17 protein-coding genes and 1 pseudogene are annotated in these 18,724 nt (G+C 62.1%); 11 read left to right on the top strand and 7 right to left on the bottom strand.

Features of this window, described 5'->3' with window-relative positions; all coding sequences use genetic code 11:
* Window positions 1-31: 31 nt before the first annotated feature.
* Window positions 32-580, top strand: a complete 549-nt coding sequence (locus tag J2T55_RS02525) for a mismatch-specific DNA-glycosylase (RefSeq protein ID WP_259054048.1) — start codon at window positions 32-34, stop codon at window positions 578-580.
* 2 nt (window positions 581-582) lie between these two features.
* Here the strand turns inward: J2T55_RS02525 and J2T55_RS02530 are convergent, their stop codons facing one another.
* The 3 genes from J2T55_RS02530 to J2T55_RS02540 all read right to left on the bottom strand — a co-directional run bounded on the left by J2T55_RS02530 (window position 583) and on the right by J2T55_RS02540 (window position 4,450).
* Entirely contained in the window at window positions 583-2,391 is a 1,809-nt protein-coding gene (locus tag J2T55_RS02530; protein WP_259054050.1) for a lipase maturation factor family protein, read from the bottom strand.
* A gap of 68 nt (window positions 2,392-2,459) precedes the next feature.
* Entirely contained in the window at window positions 2,460-3,176 is a 717-nt protein-coding gene (locus J2T55_RS02535; RefSeq protein ID WP_259054052.1) for a hypothetical protein, read from the bottom strand.
* Window positions 3,176-4,450, bottom strand: coding sequence for an ammonium transporter (locus tag J2T55_RS02540; RefSeq protein ID WP_259054199.1), 1,275 nt, complete (start codon window positions 4,448-4,450; stop codon window positions 3,176-3,178). Before J2T55_RS02540 ends, J2T55_RS02535 begins: the two co-directional genes overlap by 1 nt.
* Window positions 4,451-4,922: 472 nt before the next feature.
* On the opposite strand from J2T55_RS02540, the gene J2T55_RS02545 reads away from it, so the two are divergent.
* Both J2T55_RS02545 and J2T55_RS02550 read left to right on the top strand, forming a co-directional pair.
* The gene (locus J2T55_RS02545; RefSeq protein ID WP_259054053.1) at window positions 4,923-5,081 is read left to right on the top strand and encodes a YqaE/Pmp3 family membrane protein; all 159 of its coding nucleotides are present in this window, start codon (window positions 4,923-4,925) and stop codon (window positions 5,079-5,081) included.
* 6 nt (window positions 5,082-5,087) lie between these two features.
* Window positions 5,088-5,453 carry a DUF4112 domain-containing protein gene (locus tag J2T55_RS02550; RefSeq protein WP_259054054.1) on the top strand — a complete coding sequence of 122 codons (366 nt, stop codon included), beginning with the start codon at window positions 5,088-5,090 and terminating at the stop codon, window positions 5,451-5,453.
* A gap of 9 nt (window positions 5,454-5,462) precedes the next feature.
* Here the strand turns inward: J2T55_RS02550 and dusA are convergent, their stop codons facing one another.
* The 4 genes from dusA to map all read right to left on the bottom strand — a co-directional run bounded on the left by dusA (window position 5,463) and on the right by map (window position 10,669).
* Entirely contained in the window at window positions 5,463-6,446 is a 984-nt protein-coding gene (gene dusA, locus J2T55_RS02555) for a tRNA dihydrouridine(20/20a) synthase DusA (protein ID WP_259054056.1), read from the bottom strand.
* A 102-nt stretch (window positions 6,447-6,548) separates the two neighbouring features.
* Window positions 6,549-7,229 carry a DNA mismatch repair endonuclease MutH gene (gene mutH / locus J2T55_RS02560; RefSeq protein WP_259054058.1) on the bottom strand — a complete coding sequence of 227 codons (681 nt, stop codon included), beginning with the start codon at window positions 7,227-7,229 and terminating at the stop codon, window positions 6,549-6,551.
* A gap of 6 nt (window positions 7,230-7,235) precedes the next feature.
* Window positions 7,236-9,896, bottom strand: a complete 2,661-nt coding sequence (glnD, locus tag J2T55_RS02565) for a [protein-PII] uridylyltransferase (protein WP_259054059.1) — start codon at window positions 9,894-9,896, stop codon at window positions 7,236-7,238.
* Window positions 9,897-9,901: 5 nt separating this feature from the next.
* Window positions 9,902-10,669, bottom strand: a complete 768-nt coding sequence (gene map, locus J2T55_RS02570) for a type I methionyl aminopeptidase (RefSeq protein WP_259054060.1) — start codon at window positions 10,667-10,669, stop codon at window positions 9,902-9,904.
* 324 nt (window positions 10,670-10,993) lie between these two features.
* Here map and rpsB point away from each other — a divergent pair.
* The 8 genes and pseudogenes from rpsB to rseP form a co-directional block, all read left to right on the top strand.
* Window positions 10,994-11,773 (top strand): annotated as a pseudogene (gene rpsB, locus J2T55_RS02575) (30S ribosomal protein S2); the annotation flags it as partial.
* Window positions 11,774-12,214: 441 nt separating this feature from the next.
* Window positions 12,215-13,096: a translation elongation factor Ts gene (gene tsf, locus J2T55_RS02580; RefSeq protein ID WP_259054061.1), complete on the top strand. Its 882-nt coding sequence runs from the start codon at window positions 12,215-12,217 to the stop codon at window positions 13,094-13,096.
* Between the two features lie 133 nt (window positions 13,097-13,229).
* Window positions 13,230-13,949 (top strand): UMP kinase, encoded by a 720-nt coding sequence (pyrH, locus tag J2T55_RS02585; RefSeq protein WP_259054062.1) that lies wholly within the window; start codon window positions 13,230-13,232, stop codon window positions 13,947-13,949.
* 51 nt (window positions 13,950-14,000) lie between these two features.
* Window positions 14,001-14,558 (top strand): ribosome recycling factor, encoded by a 558-nt coding sequence (gene frr / locus J2T55_RS02590; protein WP_259054063.1) that lies wholly within the window; start codon window positions 14,001-14,003, stop codon window positions 14,556-14,558.
* A 40-nt stretch (window positions 14,559-14,598) separates the two neighbouring features.
* A complete protein-coding gene (uppS, locus tag J2T55_RS02595) occupies window positions 14,599-15,336 on the top strand; it encodes a polyprenyl diphosphate synthase (RefSeq protein ID WP_259054064.1) in 738 nt (245 codons plus the stop codon).
* Between the two features lie 11 nt (window positions 15,337-15,347).
* Entirely contained in the window at window positions 15,348-16,169 is an 822-nt protein-coding gene (locus tag J2T55_RS02600) for a phosphatidate cytidylyltransferase (protein ID WP_259054065.1), read from the top strand.
* Window positions 16,166-17,347: a 1-deoxy-D-xylulose-5-phosphate reductoisomerase gene (gene ispC / locus J2T55_RS02605; protein WP_259054066.1), complete on the top strand. Its 1,182-nt coding sequence runs from the start codon at window positions 16,166-16,168 to the stop codon at window positions 17,345-17,347. Before J2T55_RS02600 ends, ispC begins: the two co-directional genes overlap by 4 nt.
* Entirely contained in the window at window positions 17,347-18,714 is a 1,368-nt protein-coding gene (gene rseP, locus J2T55_RS02610; protein WP_259054067.1) for an RIP metalloprotease RseP, read from the top strand. Before ispC ends, rseP begins: the two co-directional genes overlap by 1 nt.
* Window positions 18,715-18,724 lie beyond the last annotated feature (10 nt).

Genomic DNA, 18,724 nt, shown 5'->3' on the forward strand with positions numbered 1-18,724 from the left:
TGATACAGGCAATGTCAGAGAGCGAAGGTTGATGGAAACTTTACCCGATTTTATCGACGACGGCCTGATCGTTCTGTCGATCGGGCTCAATCCGTCATTGCCGGCCGTGCGTGCCGGTTATTACTTTGCCGGTCGAACGAACCGCTTCTGGCCGGCGCTGAACACCAGTGGCCTAGCCGGTCGCGAATTGACGCCGGGGCCGGCAGCGTGCCGCTGGTTGCAGGAACAAAAGCGTATCGGTTTTACCGACGTCGTCAAACGCCCGAGCCGCGGTGCCGCGGCATTGCGTGCCGCTGATTTTCACGCCTGGGTGCCGCACCTGGCCGCGCGCATCGAACGCTATCGGCCGGCGTTGCTGTGGTTTCACGGCAAGGTTGCCTACGGTCATTACCTGCGTTGCCGGGATCAGGACACGGCCGCCATCGACTGGGGCTTGCAGCCACAGCTGCAGCAGGGTTGCCGGGTTTATCTCAGCCCGAACCCGAGTGCCGCCAATGCCGTTTTCCGGCTCGCCGATCTTGTCGACGACTATAAAAGGCTCGCCACGCTACGCCAGCGTCTGGCAGACGGGCGTGACTGAACTCAGCGCAGCGGCAGACCGCCGCGCGACCGGTTCCTGATGTCTGCCAGGGTCGCCGTCGGGTAGTAATCACCGCGGTAGTCGCGCCGCCACCACTGGCCATTGTCGTCAGCCGTCCTGAAATCCGTGAACCGGTAGTGGAACAGGCGCGCGCGGATATACCGCGGGCCGTTTTCGGGAAACGGGTTGTCAGCCAGCAGAGCCGTGATCGCCGGCCGGTTTTCCAGCAGGCCGACGAGCAATGGCGCGAACCAGCGCTGGCGGTCGGCGCGGCTCAGGGCGGCGAACCACAGCTGCCAGTCGAGCCGCGGCTGGTGCGGAATGTTCCAGCCCGGCGCGCGCGCCGGATCGCCCGGCTTGTAAGAGAATTCGTAAGCGCGCCAGTTTTCGCCGTCACGCGAACCCTCGATCACGATCTCCGGGCGCCGCGTGGTCATGTTGGCAAACAGGCCATAGGGATTGACGATATGAAACGGCGCCAGCGCCTGATCGATCGTTTGCGCCACCGGTATGACCTGCTGGCGATAGTGGCGACTCATCTGGTTGATGCCGGGCAGCACGATCAGCACCGCCAGCAGCAGGCACAGGCCAGTCTGCAACGGTCTACTGGCGCGCTGCGGTGCCGGCCAGCCGCGCGTGCGGGCGAGGGCAGCGTCGTCAAACAGCCACAGTGTCAGCAACAGGGTCAGCAGATTGAAGAAGTTGTAGTTGCCGGTGAGCGCAATGGCGATTTGAAACCCGATGAGCAGCCAGGCGAACAGCATGCGCGGCCGGCGCGGGGCGAACACCAGGAATACCAGTACGATCTCGATCAGCAATGTCGCGGCCGTTGCCGCCTGCAGCAGCGCCGCGGGTAATTGATGCACGTACCAGGCCAGCGGCGTCGGTAACGGCTGGGTCGCAAAGTGATGACTGAGCGCCGTCAGGCCGGTCCAGGTCGGGTCGCCGCTGGCGAGTTTGGCAAAGCCGGCCATGAACACGTAGCGAAACAGCAGCCAGCGATACAGCCAGCGGCTCAGGTTCGGCCAGGCGTTGACGAAGACGGCGATAAAACCGGCCTCGAGCAGCAGGAAGTCCCACTGGAAATGGAAGAAGTCCTGGCCGCCCTGGACCACGCTGAGGTAGAGCGCGAACGCCGCCGCCAGTGCCGGCGTCGTTAGCCGGTTGGCAACTACTGCCACGCCACTGAGCGCGCCGGCCAGGCAGAGTAACTGCAGCGCCAGGTCGCTGTGCGCCAGCCACAGTAAGGTTGGCGCATGGTACCAGGCGCCGCTACCGTAATAACCGTGCTGTTGTTCGAGAAACTCGCTGACGGGTAACAGACCGTCAGCACCGACCAGGCCGGTGATCTGGACGCCGGCCGAGGCGAAGGCAAACACATAGATGAGGCCAAGGCCGCGCAGAAACCACCACTGCACGTGGTCGTAGCGTGCCGCTGTACGCCAGGGTCCCCACAGTTGATGGCTCAGTAGCCGCAGCAGGCCGCGCCGGCGCGCGCACAAGTCGTAGATCCGTTCCGCCAGCCAGGCAAAGCCGGGTACGAAGCGGTAGCACCACCAGCCCGACGGCCGGTCGGCGCGTTGTAACAGCCGGAAAGTCGCGGCGGCGCCACTGTGAATGTGGCCGTCGCTGTCGATGTACTGGATCGAGCGGCGGCAGTCGGCGGCGCTGAGCCGGGGATAGTCGGCCAGTGCCGACTGGTAGCTGCGATAGATGACGCGAGCACCGGTCAGGCCGAGCCAGTAGTTCACCCACTCGCGGCAAATGCCACAGTCGCCATCGTAGATCAGTACCGGGGTTGTCCCAGCCATGGTCGCCGCACCCTCATGCTTGCGACGCTCATGGAAACAGGCTGATCAGCTATTGGCAAGCGGGCGGGTTACAGCCACATCCGTGGCGACTGGCGCCTCCCGGCGTCGCTGCGTTCGGCTGTATCGAGTGCCCGCGTCAGGCACTGGTCGGTGCGCACGGGACCGAGCCGGTCACAGGCAACGACATAAGCCGCATGCAGCAGTTGCTGCAGTTGCCCGGCATCGAGCTCCGCCTGTAGCGTCCGCTTGCCATCCCGTAGCCAGTCACTTATAGCCTGTAGCTGGTTGGGGTCCCGGATCAATTCGGGCAGCCGCCGGAGCAACGCGCTACGTACATCGGCAACGGCCGTTTGCTGGCTGTCACTGATGCCGGTGAAGAAACTGTTCATGAGGATCTCGAACACCTGGATGTTGTCACTGCGGCGGGCCCCATCGTCCGGAGCATTTGTACTGCCGCCGAGAATGCTCTCGGCCTCGCTGTCACCCAGACGGCTGCCCAGATAATGGCGCATGTCCGCCAGCGGGTCGGGGCCGAGACTGTCCTCGTTGAGCATCAGTGAACTGGTCAGGCTCAGATGTATGGCTGCACGTGAACTGGCCAGGCCGGTGTTCTCGGTAATACGTCGGACGAAGTTGGTTATGGCGAATTTTGGCAAGCGGGAGTAGTGCTGTTGCCAGATACACAGCGCATTTAACAGGTCGTCGCCTTCCAGGTATTGCTTGAGTCCCATGTAGATGGCCCGACGCCGACGCGGGATATCGGTTGCTGATTTGCGCTCCACCATCAGTTTTTCCCCTGGTGCAGCGTGTCCTGCTGAAACTCCGGATAGCCGATTTCATAGTGTTCGCTGTAATCCAGACCGCGCTGTTCACCAACCGTATCGATGCGCAGGCCGACAAACCGGTTGATGACGGCATAAACGATCAGTGCGACCGGGAAGGTCCAGACAAAACCGGCGGCAATGCCGATCAATTGAACGATGATCTGTTCGGGATTAAAAGGATTGTCACTGTAAAATATGCCGGCGGCGAGCGTACCCCAGACACCGGCAAAGGCATGCACCGGTACGGCACCGACCACATCATCCAGCTGGATGCGTTCCAGCAGCAGGGTGCCGAGCACGACGATGACACCGGCAATGAGACCGGTGACGATAGCGTAGCTCGGCGCCATGCTGGCGCAGCCGGCAGTAATACCGACCAGGCCGCCGATGCTGCCGTTGACGGTCATGGTCATCAGCGGCTTCAGGCGCAGCAGGGCGAGCGCAAGAACGGCGCCGGTGGCGCCGGCTGCGGCGGCCAGGTGGGTGTTGAGTGCGATCAGGCCGATGCTGACATCGGCACTGACAGTGCTGCCGGCATTGAATCCGAACCAGCCCAGCCAGAGGATGAAGCCACCGAGTGCGACGCTGCCAAGATTGTGTCCGGGGATATAACGCGGCTCACCATCCTCGCTGAAGCGACCCAGCCGCGGCCCGAGCACGATGATGCCGGCCAGGGCGATCCAGCCACCGACCGAATGCACCACCGTGGAGCCAGCAAAGTCGATAAAACCGAGATCGGCCAGCCAGCCGCTGCCGCCGTAGAAACCACCCCAGACCCAGCTGCCGTAAACCGGATAGACGAAGGCGCAGATGATGATGGCACCGTAGAGATACCCCTGATAGCGCGTACGCTCGGCCATCGCGCCACTGGCGATGGTCACCGCGGTGGCGGCAAACATGGTCTGGAAAAACAGGAAGCCGAAGTCTCCGGGCTCGGCACGGTTCAGTGCGAAATGGTCCATGCCGAACCAGCCGGTCGGATTGGTGCCGAACATCAGACCGTAGCCAATAAGCCAGAACATCAGCGAACCGAGGCAGACATCCATATAATTTTTCATGATGACATTGACGGTATTTTTGGATCGGCTCATACCGCTTTCCAGCAGGGCAAAACCGGCCTGCATGAAAAACACCAGTGCCGCCGCGGTGACGATCCAGACCGAGTCACCGGCAAGTTGGCTGAGACTGTCCGTTTCCGTCTGTCCCCACGCGCCGATTGGCCACAGCAGGACCATAAGACAGACGAGGCAATGGCGATAATTGAGGGATCGCGAGCGCATAAGTTTTCCTGTTTTTATGGGTGGCGGGTGTTACGGTGATTGCCGGAATGTTTTTTATAACTGCAGGCGACCGGCCGGGTCGTAACGGCTTGTTGCCAGATTCATGTATGAATTCAGCAAGCAAGAACGTTGCCATTTCCCGATGAACGGGTCAGGCGATATCAGTTGATCGTGCGCACGGCCTGTTCAGGGCGCTGAGCATGCAGCTTTCGCCTGTTTTTCCAGCTGACATGAGCCAATCAGGGCACCGGGTTGCACTGAAATATGGCAACCATCACAGATTGACCGAGCAGCCTGCACCACGACCGCGCAGGTTGACCGGGACGTGTTAGAGTGGAGTACGAATGTATTGACCTGCTCACATGCGATTGGCAGGCGGTAATACGGCTGCCGTCGCCGGTTGAGCCATGATTAGGGAGTGCATGAAATGGATTTACTGAGAATTCTCATCGCCATACTGTTACCGCCGCTGGGTGTGTTTCTGCAGGTCGGCCTGGGCGGCGCTTTCTGGCTCAATATCCTGTTGACCCTGCTGGGTTACATCCCCGGCATCGTGCACGCGGTCTGGATCATCGCACGGCGCTGAGTCGCGGTGGCGTATCTGCCGTCTGAGCCGGCCGCATTACGGCGGGCACGCCGTCTGGCGCGCCTGCTGGACAGCGCCTTTCGCCTGCCGGGTACACGCTGGCGCTTCGGCTGGGATGCGCTTATCGGTCTGGCACCGGGTATCGGCGACCTGATCACGGCCGTAGTCTCGGTCTACATCATCCGGCTGGCCGGCGAACTGGATGTGCCGTTAATGATACGGCTGCGCATGCTGGCGAACGTCCTGCTGGATTTCATCGTCGGCAGCGTGCCACTCGTCGGCGACCTGTTCGACGCCGGTTTCAAGGCTAATCTGCGCAACTTGGCCTTGATTGAGCGCCATCGGGCTGAGCCCCGGTCTCTGGAGGAGTAACCGGAATCTCTAGCTACGGGCGCCGTCGACCTGGCGGATGGCCGTTTCGATCACCTCAATGCCGGCGCCGGGCCGCTGGCCCTGCTCCGACAGTACGCGCCGAAAGGCACGGGCGCCCGGCTGTCCCTGAAACAGTCCCATCAGGTGCCGGGTCATCTGGTGCAGGCGCACGCCCTGCGCCAGGTGGCGGTCCGCGTAATCGCGGAATTGCTCGACGATGGTCCGCCGGTTCGGCTCAGCCGCGGCATCATCATCGATAAGCCGATCGGCCGCCGCCAGGATATAGGGATTGTTGTAGGCGGCGCGGCCAATCATGACGCCGTCGACGTGCTCGAGCTGGGCCTGCGCCGCGGCCAGCGTCTCGATGCCGCCGTTGATGACGATGGTGAGATCCGGGAATTCCCGCTTCAGCTGATGCACCCGGTCGTAGTGCAGCGGCGGCTTGCTGCGGTTTTCCTTCGGGCTCAGGCCCTGCAGCCAGGCCTTGCGGGCATGGACGATGAACACGCTGCAGCCGGCGGCGCGCACCGGTTCGATGAAATCGAGCAGATCCTGGTAGCGGTCACGGTCATCGATGCCGATGCGCGTCTTGACCGTCACCGGCAGGCGCGTGCGTGCGCGCATGGCAGCGACGCAATCGGCGACCCGTTGCGGTTCGGCCATCAGACAGGCGCCAAAGCGGCCTGACTGCACGCGATCGCTGGGACAGCCGATATTCAGGTTGACCTCGTCGTAGCCCCAGTCCTCCGCGATCGCCGCGCACTCGGCCAGTTCCTGTGGCTCGCTGCCGCCCAACTGCAGGGCCAGCGGATGTTCGGCGGCGTCGAAATTCAGGAACCGCGCGCGATCGCCGTGCAGCAGCGCGCCGCTGGTGACCATCTCGGTATACAGCAGGGTGTGCCGTGAGATCAGGCGCAGCAGGTAGCGGCAGTGCCGATCGGTGTGTTGCATCATCGGTGCAACGGCGATTTTTCGGTTCAGTGTAGCGGGCATCGTTTCAGGTCAGGGATGACACTTGCAGGTCGTTACGGCCAGTTATTCTAGCAGGTGGTCGGAAATTTATGCTGCAGTAGCCTGAATCCTGTTCAGACCGTATCAGTGAAAGTGGTGCTGCAGGATCTGACGGGTGAAGGCTGGGCGCAGATAAAACCCCCGCGGCAGGGTCAGGCTCGCATTGCCGTCGGAATCGAAGCTGCGGGTCAGGGCGCGGCTGTTGGCGGCCTTGGGCCGGATCTGCAGGTACTGGCCCTGGCGCGAGGAGATGTGTTCCAGTTCGCCGGCGCTGACCAGTTCCATCAGCTCCTCCCAGTCCTGTTGCAGTATGTCGGCCTGCTCGGCAGTCGGTGACCATAACAGTGCGCTGCCAATCCGGCGTTCGCCCGGCGGTGCGTTCTTTGCCGTAACCAGCGGCAGCCACAGGACCTTCTGCAGTTTCAGCCACACCAGTGAGTCGTGCCAGCCACCGGGGGCCGGTTGCAGATCGACCGTGCAGACGTAGGTCGATTCCAGTGGCCGGCCGGCTGTATCCACCGGCAGGGTTTTCAGTTCGATGCCGAGCTCGGGAAAGTCCGGCGTCGGCTGCGATCCGGCGCTGGCGCCGAGCCAGGTTTCGAGCAGCTGACCGCCCCAGCCCTTGTTGTGATCGAGATCCGCCGGTGTCTGCACCGCCAGCATGGCGGCCAGTTCGGCCAGCGACTGACCGGCGACGGCGGCGGCGCGCTGCAGCAGTTCCTGTTCGCTGGCGGGAGCGCTGCGGTGGCCGGTTTCCAGGGTCATGAAACGTCAGTTCTGCAGCGACTCGCTGATCGAGTTGCGCAGGCACTCGAACTTGATGGTGTCGCTGATCGGCTGGTTGGTGTCGGGATCGGTGATGAAAAAGATATCCTCGGCGCGTTCGCCGTAGGTGGCGATCTTGGCGCCCTGGATGCGTGCGCCGCAGAAGCGCAGCGCCACGCCAACCCGCGACAGCAGGCCGGGCCGGTCGGCGGCGCTGACCTGCATGATCGTGCGGTTGTTGGGTTCGTCGCTGGTGAACTCGATGCGGGTTGGAATATGGAAATGCCGCAGCTTGCGCTCGGCCATGCGATTGGTCTTGATCGGCGGCAGCTTGTCGATGTTCAACAGCGCCCGGTGCAGGGCGTCGCTGATTTCATCGCCACGCTTGCGGCCATCGATCATTTCGCCGTCGGGTTCGAGCACGATATAGGTGTCGAGCACGAAACCGCTGCTCGACGTGATGATACGCGCGTCGTGAATGTCCAGGCCGAGCTGTTCCATGACCCGGGTCGTGGTGGCGAAGATGAAATCGCGATCCTGCATGTAGATGAATACCTCGGTACCACCACGCTCGGTCTGTGGTCGCACCAGCACCAGCGGCAGTTCGTCATTATCGCAATCGGCAATGGCCTGGGTATGCCAGGCGATCTCGTCGGCGGAATGGCGCAGGAAATAATCGTCACCCAGCGTATCCCAGAGCGCTTCCACGTCGATCGTGTTTTTCAGCTTCCGGCTCATCAGCGCCAGTGCCGCATCGCGTGTCTCGCGAATGCGTTCATTCTTGTCGAGCGGGTTTTCCAGCCCGCGGCGCAGTGCCAGCAGGGTCTTGCGGTACAGGTCGGCGAGCAGGGCATCCTTCCAGCTGTTCCACATCGACGGATTGGTGGCGCGGATGTCGGCGACGGTCAGCAGGTACAGGTAGTTCAGGCGCTGGCGATCACCGACCCGGCTGGCAAACCGGTTGATGACCTCCGGATCGTCGATGTCCTCGCGCTGCGCCGTTTGCGACATCAATAGATGTTCATCGACCAGCCAGGCGACCAGTCTGGCGTCATGTTCACTCAGCAGATGCTCGCGGCAAAAGTTGTAGGCATCTTCCGCGCCGAGTTTGGCGTGGTCGCCGCCGCGGCCCTTGGCAATGTCGTGGAACAGGCCGCCGAGGTACAGCAATTCCTGCTTGGGAATGCCGGTCCTGAGGATCTGTGTGCACAGCGGGAACTCTTCCGCTTTTTCGGGCACGCCAAAATGGCGCAGGTTTCTGACCAGCGTCAGGATGTGTTCGTCGACCGTATAGACGTGAAACAGGTCGAACTGCATCAGTCCCTCGATGGCCCGGAACTGCGGCATATAGGCACCGAGCACGCCGTAACGGTGCATGCGCCGCAGCTCGTGACCGACCCAGCGCGGCTGGCGGATGATTTCCAGGAACAGGCTCTTGTTGCGGATGTCGCTGCGGAAGTCGTCGTCGATCAGGTCCAGGCTTTCGCGTACAAGACGGATGGTGCTGGCGCGCACACCCTGGATTCTTTCTTCCTGTTGTATCAGCAGAAACAGTTCGAGCAAGGCGAACGGGTAGTGCTCGAAGACCTTTTTGTCTGTGACCTCAATAAAGTCGTTGCGCATCTGGAAGCGCTTGTTCAGCGGCCTGATCTTCTCGCGGCGCCGGGCGTAGATGATCGCTTCCTGGAAATGCTGTAACAGCATTTCGTTCAGGCGGCTGAGCTCCTTGATTGTACGAAAGTACATTTTCATGAATTGCTCGACGGCGCTGTTATCCTCGGCGTGATAGCCGAAGACAGCGGCAACCTGTTTCTGGTAGTCGAACAGCAGACGATCATCGCGCCGGCCGGTATGCGTGTGCAGGGCGAAACGGACACGCCAGAGAAAGGCCAGACCGGTGTTCAGCGTCTGGAACTCGGTCCGGGTCAGAAAGCCGTGATCAACCAGCTCGCGCAGGTCCTCGGCACCGAAATGCCGTTTTGCCACCCAGCCGATCATCTGGATGTCGCGCAGACCGCCGGGGCTTTCCTTGATGTTCGGTTCGAGGTTGTGGGCGCTGTCGTCATACTTGTGATGGCGGGCGACCTGCTCGGCGAGCTTGGCCTCGAAAAACTTGCGCGTCGGCCATATTTTGTCGGGACCGGTCGCCACCCGCATCTTCCGATAGAGATCCGCGTTGCCGGCCAGGCGCCGCGATTCCATCATGTTGGTGGTGACGGTGATGTCGTTCTTCGACTCGCGCACGCATTCCTTGACCGTGCGTACACTGTGACCGACCTCCAGACCGATATCCCATAGAAAGGTCAAAAAGCGCTCAATCGCTTCTTTTTGCGTGTTGTTCAGGCGCGGCTGCGTCAGCAGCATGATGTCGATATCGGAAGCCGGATGCAGCTCGCCACGGCCGTAGCCGCCGACGGCGACCAGGCTCAGGGCGTCGTTGTCGAGTTCATGCAGGGCCCAGGCCTCGGCCAGTACCTGATCGATGAACCAGGCGCGCTTGTATACCAGGGTCTTGATCGGCGTGCCCATGGCGAACGCCTCGCGGAGCTGGTCATGTCCCCGCTCCAGGGCTTCCTTGAAGCGCTGCAGGTGCGGCATGTCCGCTGCCCGCTGGGCGAACTCGGTGGCGTCGAACAGCTTGCGATCCGTAACATCGGTGTCCCACATGCGGTTTACCAGGTCTCTCCCGGGCGGGTGGTAAGCACGTCGTGGCCGCTGTCGGTAACCAGTATGGTGTGCTCCCACTGGGCCGACAGCTGCCGGTCCTTGGTGACCACCGTCCAGTTGTCCGGCAGCAGCTTCACGTGCCGCTTGCCGGCATTAATCATCGGCTCGATGGTGAAGCACATGCCGGCCTCCAGGGCCAGTCCCGGGTCGTGGGTAGCGTAGTGCAGGACCTGCGGGTCCTCGTGGAATTCGCGGCCGATGCCATGACCGCAGTATTCGCGCACGACACTGAAATTCTGCGCCTCGGCATGCTTCTGGATGGCTGCGCCAATCTCGCCCAGGCGCACGCCGGGGGCGACCATGTCGATGCCCAGCTTCATGCAGTCGTAGGTGACGTCGATGAGCTTGCGGGCGCGCACGGCCGGCTCGCCGACGCAGAACATCTTGCTGGTGTCGCCGTGATAGCCGTCCTTGATGACGGTTACGTCGATATTGAGAATATCGCCGTTTTTCAGTTTCTTGTCGCCGGGAATGCCGTGGCAGACGACGTGGTTGACCGAGGTGCAGACGGATTTCGGGAAACCGCGGTAATTCAGCGGTGCCGGGATCGCCTGCTGCTCGTTGACGATGTAGTCGTGGCAGATGCGGTCCAGCTCGTCGGTGGTGGCGCCGGCGACGACGTGTTCGCCGATCATTTCCAGCACGTCGGCGGCCAGCCGGCCGGCGACGCGCATTTTTTCAATTTCTTCCGGGGTTTTGATGCTGACAGCCATGAGTCGGGTTTTCCATTCTAGAATCGGGGGCCACGGCGGTGCGGCGGCTGGCCGGGGAAGGGCGCATGATTGCTCAAGAATCGCTCAATTCCGGGAAACCGCGACGCTGCCGGCCAAAACAGGGTCAAAAACAGGGTAGGCGCTGTTTTTCAGATGCTTACTATGGTATAAAGCGCGCGCACGATTCGCAACGCGAACGCGCCAAACTTTAAATTTCGTGACTTCACACGCGTAACTATGCCCCGGCACTGGGGTGTCCTGTCTTCGGACCGGATCGGTGCCGGCGTTGCGCGGAGGCTCAACCCTTACAAAGGAGCAACAACCATGTCCAACGTCAGCATGCGCGAAATGCTGGAAGCTGGTGTGCATTTTGGCCACCAGACCCGCTACTGGAACCCGAAGATGGCCGACTACCTGTTCGGCCAGCGCAACAAGATTCATATTATCAATCTCGAGCAGACCCTGCCGCTGTTTCGGGATGCCATGAACTATGTCGGCAAGCTTGCCGCCCGCGGTGGCACCATCCTGTTTGTCGGCACCAAACGCTCGGCCCAGAGCATCATCGCCGAGGAAGCCCGGCGCTGCGGCATGCCCTATATCGACCGCCGCTGGCTCGGTGGCCTGTTGACCAACTTCAAGACCGTGCGCCAGTCCATCGCCCGGCTGAAGGAAATCGAGGCCATGCATACCGACGGCAGCTTTGATCGCCGCCACAAGCGTGAGGTTCTGGCCCTGACACGGGAAGAAGACAAGCTGAACCGCAGTCTCGGCGGTATCAAGGACATGGGCGGCCTGCCGGATGCCATGTTCGTCATCGACGTCGGCTATGAATACATCGCCATTAAAGAGTCGCAGAAGCTGAATATCCCGGTGATCGGCGTGGTCGACAGCAACAACAGCCCGGATGGCGTTGACTATGTGATCCCCGGCAATGACGACGCGATCCGTTCGATTCGCCTGTATGCCAGTAGTGTCGCCGATGCCGTGATCGAGGCGCGCCAGTCGGCCCAGCAGTTCACCGAGTCGGCGGAGGGTAGCGAGAACGACTTCGTCGAACTGGACGAGTCCGGCGCGCCGGTGGCCGGCGAGGCCAGGGCCGCCGCACCGCGCAAGAAGACGGCGCGCAAGGCCAAGTCGACCAGTGCCGAGACGGACACCGCCACCGAGACAGCTGCCGAGCCGGCAACCAGCGCCGCGGCTGAAGCCACTGAAGTCGCCACTGAAGCCGCTGATGCACCGGCCGATGCCACGTCTGAAGCCGAGCCGGCCGCCGCCGATGCCGGCAAAACCGCGACCAAAACGACCAAAAAGAAGGTTGCCAAGAAAAAGGCGACCAAGAAGAAGGCCGCGAGCAAGCCGGCAGCAAGTGACGCCGAAGGCGATACGCCGGCAACCGGCGAAGACGCCTGAACCGCGGTTCGTCATGATGTAGCGCCAGCCGGCCCGTGAATCGGGCCGACTGGCGTCTCAATTCAACCGGACGGGCGCGCAGTCATTGCGCGCTTGGGATGTCCGCAACCGAATGATTTGCGAGGTAACACATTAATGGATATTTCTGCAGCACAGGTTAAGGAACTGCGCGAGCGCACCGGCGCCGGCATGATGGATTGCAAGAAGGCGCTGGTCGAAGCCGGCGGCGATATCGAGGCGGCCATTGAGGCAATGCGCAAATCGGGCGTCGCCAAGGCGGCGAAGAAGGCCGGCCGTGTGGCCGCCGAAGGCGGCATCATCATCAAGACCAATGACGCCGGCGACCAGGCGGTCATCCTTGAGGTCAACTCCGAGACTGACTTTGTCGCCAACGACGCCAACTTCCAGAGTTTCGCCCAGAGCGTGGCCGATACCGTGCTGGCCGAACAGCCGGCCGATGTCGACGCGCTGAACGGCCTGACACTGGCCGGCGGCAGCGAGACTGTCGAGGAAGCCCGCCAGCAGCTGATTCTGAAGATTGGCGAGAACATTTCCGTGCGCCGTTTCGTATTGCACCTGCGTGCCGGTGACCACCTGGCCAGCTATCTGCATGGCAGCCGCATCGGCGTGCTGGTGGATCTGGAAGGCGGCAGCGAGGAACTGGCCCGTGATATGGCCATGCACATCGCCGCCAGCAATCCGGCCTGCGTCAGCGAGGACCAGATTCCGGCGGAGATGCTGGAGCAGGAAAAGGCGGTGTTCGTCTCGCAGGCGAAGGAAAGCGGCAAGCCGGACGACATCATCGAGAAAATGGTCAGCGGCCGCATCGCCAAGTACAAGAAGGAAATCACGCTCGAGGGCCAGCCGTTCGTCAAGGACCCCGACCAGAGCGCCGGCGAAATGCTCAAGGCAGCCAAGGCCCGGGTGAATACCTTCATTCGCTATGAAGTCGGCGAGGGTATCGAGAAGAAGGTGGATGACTTTGCCAGCGAGGTGATGGCCCAGGCGCGTGGCTGAAACACGGGGTCGTGACGATCAGCCCCGTGTTCGACAACGTCTGCCGCACCTGCCGCAATGACAGGCAGCAGCCCGCCGGCCGGCCGCCGCGGGCTGATTCTCGTTTCTTTTATCGGACGTAAGGTGATACGGCATGACGAGCCCGCTTAAATACCGACGTATTTTGCTCAAGCTTAGCGGCGAGGCGTTGCTGGGCAATGCCAATTACGGTATCGACCCGGAAGTGATCGGGCGTATAGCGGACGAGGTTGCCGATCTGATCAAGGCCGGTGCCGAGGTGGCACTGGTACTGGGTGGCGGCAATATATTCCGCGGCGCCGGTCTGGCCGCTGCCGGCATGGATCGCGTCACCGCCGACCACATGGGCATGATGGCCACGATCATGAATTCGCTGGCGATGCAGGACGCGCTCGAACACCGTGGCCGTTTCGTCCGCGTCATGTCCGCCATCCAGGTGCACGAGGTCTGTGAGGACTACATCCGGCGCCGCGCCATCCGTCATCTGGAGAAAGGCCGGGTCGTGATCTTTGCCGCCGGTACCGGTAACCCGTTCTTTACCACCGACTCCGCGGCCAGCCTGCGGGCGGTGGAAATCAGCGCTGATCTGATGATCAAGGCGACCAAGGTCGATGGCGTCTACAGCGCCGATCCGAATGTCGATGCCGGTGCCCGGCAATATAACCACCTGACCTATGATGAGATCATCGAGCGCAAGCTCGGCGTCATGGATGCCACTGCGGTGGTCATGTGCCGGGACAACAACATGCCGCTCAGAGTGGTCAACATGAACAGTCCCGGTACCCTGATGCGCGCCGTCCTCGGCGGCGATGAAGGCACACTGATTACCAAGTAATAATGGCCGTGTCTGTTGCAGCAGACCGCGGTTGATCAATGAGGCAATACTATGATTGACGACGTTATCAGCGATTCCAAACAGCGGATGCAGAAAAGTCTGGATGCCCTCAAGCACGAGCTGGCCAAAATCCGTACCGGCCGTGCGCACCCGAGTCTGCTTGAGCACGTGACGGTCAAGTATTACGGCACCGAAACGGCGCTGAATCATGCCGCCAGCATCAATGTCACCGATGCGCGCACCCTGAGTGTCACGCCGTTCGACAAGAGCATGGTCGGTGACATCGAAAAGGCCATTCGCGACTCCGATCTGGGCCTCAATCCGGCAACGGTGGGCGAGACCATCCGCGTACCGCTGCCGTCGCTGACTGAGGAGCGGCGCAAGGAGATGATCAAGATCGTCCGCCACGAGGCCGAACAGGCGCGCGTGGCGGTCCGCAATATTCGCCGTGACGCCAATCAGACACTCAAGGATCTGACCAAGGAAAAGGAAATCACCGAGGACGATGAACGTCGTGCCGAGGATCGGGTCCAGAAGCTGACGGATGAAAATATCAGCGCCATCGACAAGCTGCTGGAGCAGAAAGAACAGGACCTGATGGAGGTTTGAGGCCGGCGACGGACATAACGAGCGTGTTGGCTTGTTGGGTATGACGCCCGCGGATTCCAATGCCGTCGTGCCACAGCACGTTGCCATCATCATGGATGGCAACGGCCGCTGGGCACGCCAGCGCAGCAAGGCCCGGATCAGCGGTCACCGCGCCGGTGTCACCGCACTGCGCAATATCGTCGAACACGCCGCCCGGCGTGGTGTGGGTGCATTAACGGTGTTTGCCTTCAGCAGCGAAAACTGGCGCCGTCCCGGCACCGAGGTCAAGTTGCTCATGGAACTGTTCATGAAGGCGCTGGGCCAGGAAGTGGCGCACCTGCATGCCAACGGCGTGCAACTGCAGTTCATTGGCGATCGCGGTGCCTTTTCCCGCGATTTACGCGAGGCCATCACTACGGCCGAACAGCGGACCGAACGCAATGACGGACTGCGGCTGGTGGTTGCCGCCAACTATGGCGGCCAGTGGGATATCGTCGATGCCGCACGCCGTCTGGCCGAGGCGGTGCAGCGCGGCGAGCTGAGCGTCGACGCCATCGATGAGGATACTTTCGGCCGCGCCCTGGCGCTGGCCGATACACCGCGTCCCGATCTGTTTATCCGCACTGGCGGTGAACAGCGCATCAGCAACTTCCTGCTCTGGCAGCTCGCTTATACGGAGCTGTATTTCACCGACTGTCTGTGGCCGGATTTCGACGCCTCTGCCTTTGATGCGGCGCTCGACTGGTACGCCGGGCGCGAGCGCCGTTTCGGTGGCATCGACGAACAGCTGGCACGGTGAATTCAGCCACCATGCTCAAACAGCGCATCATCACCGCGATTTGTCTTATTCTGCCGGTTGTTGCGGCGGTGCTGTGGTTGCCGACGGGCTGGCTGGTCTGGCCGCTCGCGTTGATCGCAGCGCTGACGGCCTGGGAATGGACCGGACTGTACCGTAACAGTCGTGGCGTGCGCTGGCTTTACAGTATTGCCGCCGCCATGCTGGTTGTTGCCGGTTTTGTGCTGTTGCCGGCGTCGATACTGGGCAGCATCGTCCTGATCGGCGCTGTCGCCTGGCTGTTGGCGCCGCTGTTACTAGTGGCCTATGAGCGTGGTACCTGGCAGCGGCAGCCACGGTCAGCGTTGATGGCCGTAGCCGGTCTGTTGCTGCTGTTGCCGGCCTGGCTGGGTCTGCTGGCATTGCACCAATACGCCGTGGGCGGCAGTGGCTGGGTTCTGTTCCTGTTCGTGTTAATCTGGGGCGCAGACAGCGCAGCCTACTTCGCCGGCCGGCGCTGGGGGCGGCGGCGGCTGGCGCCACGGATCAGTCCGGGCAAGACCCTGGCCGGTCTCACCGGTGCGCTGCTCAGCGGCGTGCTGCTGGCCTTGCTGACGGCGGTGTTCTGGCAGCCCGGCGCGGCCATGACGCTGGGACTGCTGGCGCTGACGCTGATCACCGTTATCATTTCCGTGGTCGGCGACCTGGTCGAAAGCCTGTGTAAACGCCAGGCCGGGGTCAAGGACAGCGGTAACCTGTTGCCCGGGCACGGCGGGCTGCTGGATCGTATTGACAGTATGATGGCGGCGACGCCGGTGTTCGTGACCGGCCTCTGGCTGCTTGGAGTCGTTCAATGATTGGAGTCACCATCCTCGGTGCGACCGGCACGATCGGTCTGAACACCTTGGACGTCATCGGCCGCCATCCGGATCGCTACCGTGTCGTGGCCCTGACTGCCAACCGCGATGTCGAGCGCATGGCCGGGCTGTGCCGTCAGTGGCAGCCGGCGTACGCGGTCATGGCCGACGCCGATGCCGCCGAACAGTTACGCCAACAGCTCGGCGATTGCCCACAGGTGCAGGTGCGCGCCGGCAACGAGGCGCTGGCCGAGGTGGCGGCGCTGGACGAGACCGATTACGTCATGGCGGCGATTGTCGGCGGCGCCGGCCTGTTGCCGACGCTGGCCGCGGCGCGGGCCGGCAAGCGCGTGCTGCTGGCCAACAAGGAGGCGTTGGTCATGTCCGGGCGACTGTTCATGGACGCGGTACGCGACCATGGCGCTGAACTGTTGCCGATCGACAGCGAGCACAACGCCATTTTCCAGTGCCTGCCGCCGGATCATCAAAGCCGCGGGCTGGCCGCCGCCGGCGTCGAGCGCATATTACTGACCGCGTCCGGCGGGCCGTTCCGCGATATGCCGCTGGACCAGCTTGCTCAGGTGACCCCGGATCAGGCCTGCGCGCATCCGAACTGGGTGATGGGGCGCAAGATCTCGGTTGATTCAGCGACGATGATGAACAAGGGTCTGGAGGTGATCGAGGCCTGCTGGCTGTTCGATACGACGCCGGCGAATATCCAGGTCGTATTGCATCCGCAAAGCGTTATCCATTCGCTGGTACAATACTGCGACGGCACGGTGCTGGCGGAACTGGGCAATCCTGATATGCGTACGCCGATAGCGCATGCCCTGGCATGGCCGGAACGGGTCGCGGCCGGGGTTGAGGCGCTGGACCTGTTCGCGGTTGCGCGACTGGATTTCCAACCACCGGACATGACCCGTTTCCCCTGCCTGCACCTGGCCGCCGAGGCCATGCATGCCGGCGGTACGGCGACTGCGATCATGAATGCCGCCAATGAGGTCGCGGTCGAGGCATTTCTCGATCAGCGTATCCGGTTTACCGATATCGCCCGGGTGGTGGAAGCAACACTGGCCCAGGGCCGTGTGGAACCGGCGACGGCACTGGAGACAGTGCTGGCCGCCGATGCCAAGGCGCGCAGTCATGCGCACGAGTATATTCGCGAACAGGCAGCCTGATGGAAGTTTTACAACACATTATCGCCTTTATCGTTGCCATCGGCATCCTGGTGACGTTTCACGAATTCGGCCATTACTGGGTGGCGAAACGCTGCAACGTGAAAATACTGCGCTTTTCGGTCGGTTTCGGCCGCGCGCTGTGGCGTCGCCGGTTTGGCCCGGATGGTACCGAGTTCGTCGTTGCCGCGTTACCGCTTGGTGGCTACGTCAAGATGCTGGACGAGCGCGAAGGCGAGGTGCCGGCAGCCGAACTGGATCGCGCCTTCAACCGCAAGCCGCTGGGTCAGCGTTTCGCCATTGTGCTGGCCGGTCCGTTGTTCAATCTCATTTTTGCCGTAGCCGCCTACACGCTGATGTACACGGTGGGCATGACCGGCATCAAGCCGCTCGTCGGCCAGGTGGAACCGGAGTCGATCGCCGCCGAGGCGGGCCTGGACAGTGGTGACGAGATCATCGCCGTCGGTGACCGGAGTACCGGTACCTGGGCGTCGGTCGCCGAGATCATTGTCGGCCGAGTGGTCGACGGTGAGCCGGTACGCCTGCAGGTGCGCGACGCAGATGGCGGTGTCAGTACGCGGACGCTGGATATCGCTACATTGTCGCTGGATGATATCGCCGCCGGCAGTCTGCTGACCCGGCTGGGTATCGAGCCGCGTCGGCCGCCCCTGCCGGCCCGCGTGGCCCAGGTCGTCGATGACAGCCCGGCTGCCCGTGCCGGCCTGCAGTCCGGGGATGAAATCGTCGCTGTGGACGGCATGGCTGTGGCCGACTGGTTTGCGCTGGTCGAGCAGGTCCAGGATCGGGCCGGTGAGCCAGTCACACTGACGCTCGAGCGAGACGCTGAGCGGCGCCAGGTCGAGCTGACGCCGGAAACAGCGACCCTGGAGGATGGCAGTGAAGTGGGTCGTATCGGTGTCTCCGTTGATACGGAACCGGATATCCCGGCAGAACTGCGCGGGACCGAGCGTTACGGACCGCTGGAGTCGCTGGCGAGAGGTGTGGTTCGTACCGGTGAGATGTCCCTGTTGACGCTGCGGGTGCTCGGCAAAATCGTCACCGGCGAAGCATCGGTAAAAAATCTGAGTGGCCCCATCAGCATTGCCCAGTATGCCGGCTATTCGGCGGCAGTCGGTATCGCCGCTTTCCTTGGCTTTCTTGCAATTGTCAGTGTCAGCCTCGGCGTGTTAAACCTTCTGCCGGTACCGCTACTGGATGGCGGTCATTTAATGTATTACCTTATCGAGTTCGTAAAAGGTAGCCCCGTGTCCGAACCGGTTCAGGCGGTCGGACAACAAATCGGTCTCGCTCTCCTGCTGGGTCTGATGTCGGTCGTTATATACAACGACATCGCCCGGCTGTTGGGATAGTGGCCTGGTC

It is taken from the genome of Methylohalomonas lacus (genome assembly GCF_024808875.1).
Classification (GTDB): Bacteria; Pseudomonadota; Gammaproteobacteria; order Methylohalomonadales; family Methylohalomonadaceae; genus Methylohalomonas; species Methylohalomonas lacus.

What these genes read in the sequence shown, in the direction of transcription:
- tsf (WP_259054061.1), top strand. Translation starts at nt 12,215, where the DNA reads ATGGATATTTCTGCAGCACAGGTTAAGGAACTGCGCGAGCGCACCGGC.
- J2T55_RS02545 (WP_259054053.1), top strand. Translation starts at nt 4,923, where the DNA reads ATGGATTTACTGAGAATTCTCATCGCCATACTGTTACCGCCGCTGGGT.
- ispC (WP_259054066.1), top strand. Translation starts at nt 16,166, where the DNA reads ATGATTGGAGTCACCATCCTCGGTGCGACCGGCACGATCGGTCTGAAC.
- glnD (WP_259054059.1), bottom strand. Translation starts at nt 9,896, where the DNA reads ATGTGGGACACCGATGTTACGGATCGCAAGCTGTTCGACGCCACCGAG.
- dusA (WP_259054056.1), bottom strand. Translation starts at nt 6,446, where the DNA reads ATGCCCGCTACACTGAACCGAAAAATCGCCGTTGCACCGATGATGCAA.
- J2T55_RS02600 (WP_259054065.1), top strand. Translation starts at nt 15,348, where the DNA reads ATGCTCAAACAGCGCATCATCACCGCGATTTGTCTTATTCTGCCGGTT.
- pyrH (WP_259054062.1), top strand. Translation starts at nt 13,230, where the DNA reads ATGACGAGCCCGCTTAAATACCGACGTATTTTGCTCAAGCTTAGCGGC.
- uppS (WP_259054064.1), top strand. Translation starts at nt 14,599, where the DNA reads ATGACGCCCGCGGATTCCAATGCCGTCGTGCCACAGCACGTTGCCATC.
- J2T55_RS02530 (WP_259054050.1), bottom strand. Translation starts at nt 2,391, where the DNA reads ATGGCTGGGACAACCCCGGTACTGATCTACGATGGCGACTGTGGCATT.
- J2T55_RS02525 (WP_259054048.1), top strand. Translation starts at nt 32, where the DNA reads ATGGAAACTTTACCCGATTTTATCGACGACGGCCTGATCGTTCTGTCG.
- J2T55_RS02540 (WP_259054199.1), bottom strand. Translation starts at nt 4,450, where the DNA reads ATGGTCCTGCTGTGGCCAATCGGCGCGTGGGGACAGACGGAAACGGAC.
- map (WP_259054060.1), bottom strand. Translation starts at nt 10,669, where the DNA reads ATGGCTGTCAGCATCAAAACCCCGGAAGAAATTGAAAAAATGCGCGTC.
- frr (WP_259054063.1), top strand. Translation starts at nt 14,001, where the DNA reads ATGATTGACGACGTTATCAGCGATTCCAAACAGCGGATGCAGAAAAGT.
- mutH (WP_259054058.1), bottom strand. Translation starts at nt 7,229, where the DNA reads ATGACCCTGGAAACCGGCCACCGCAGCGCTCCCGCCAGCGAACAGGAA.
- rseP (WP_259054067.1), top strand. Translation starts at nt 17,347, where the DNA reads ATGGAAGTTTTACAACACATTATCGCCTTTATCGTTGCCATCGGCATC.
- J2T55_RS02535 (WP_259054052.1), bottom strand. Translation starts at nt 3,176, where the DNA reads ATGGTGGAGCGCAAATCAGCAACCGATATCCCGCGTCGGCGTCGGGCC.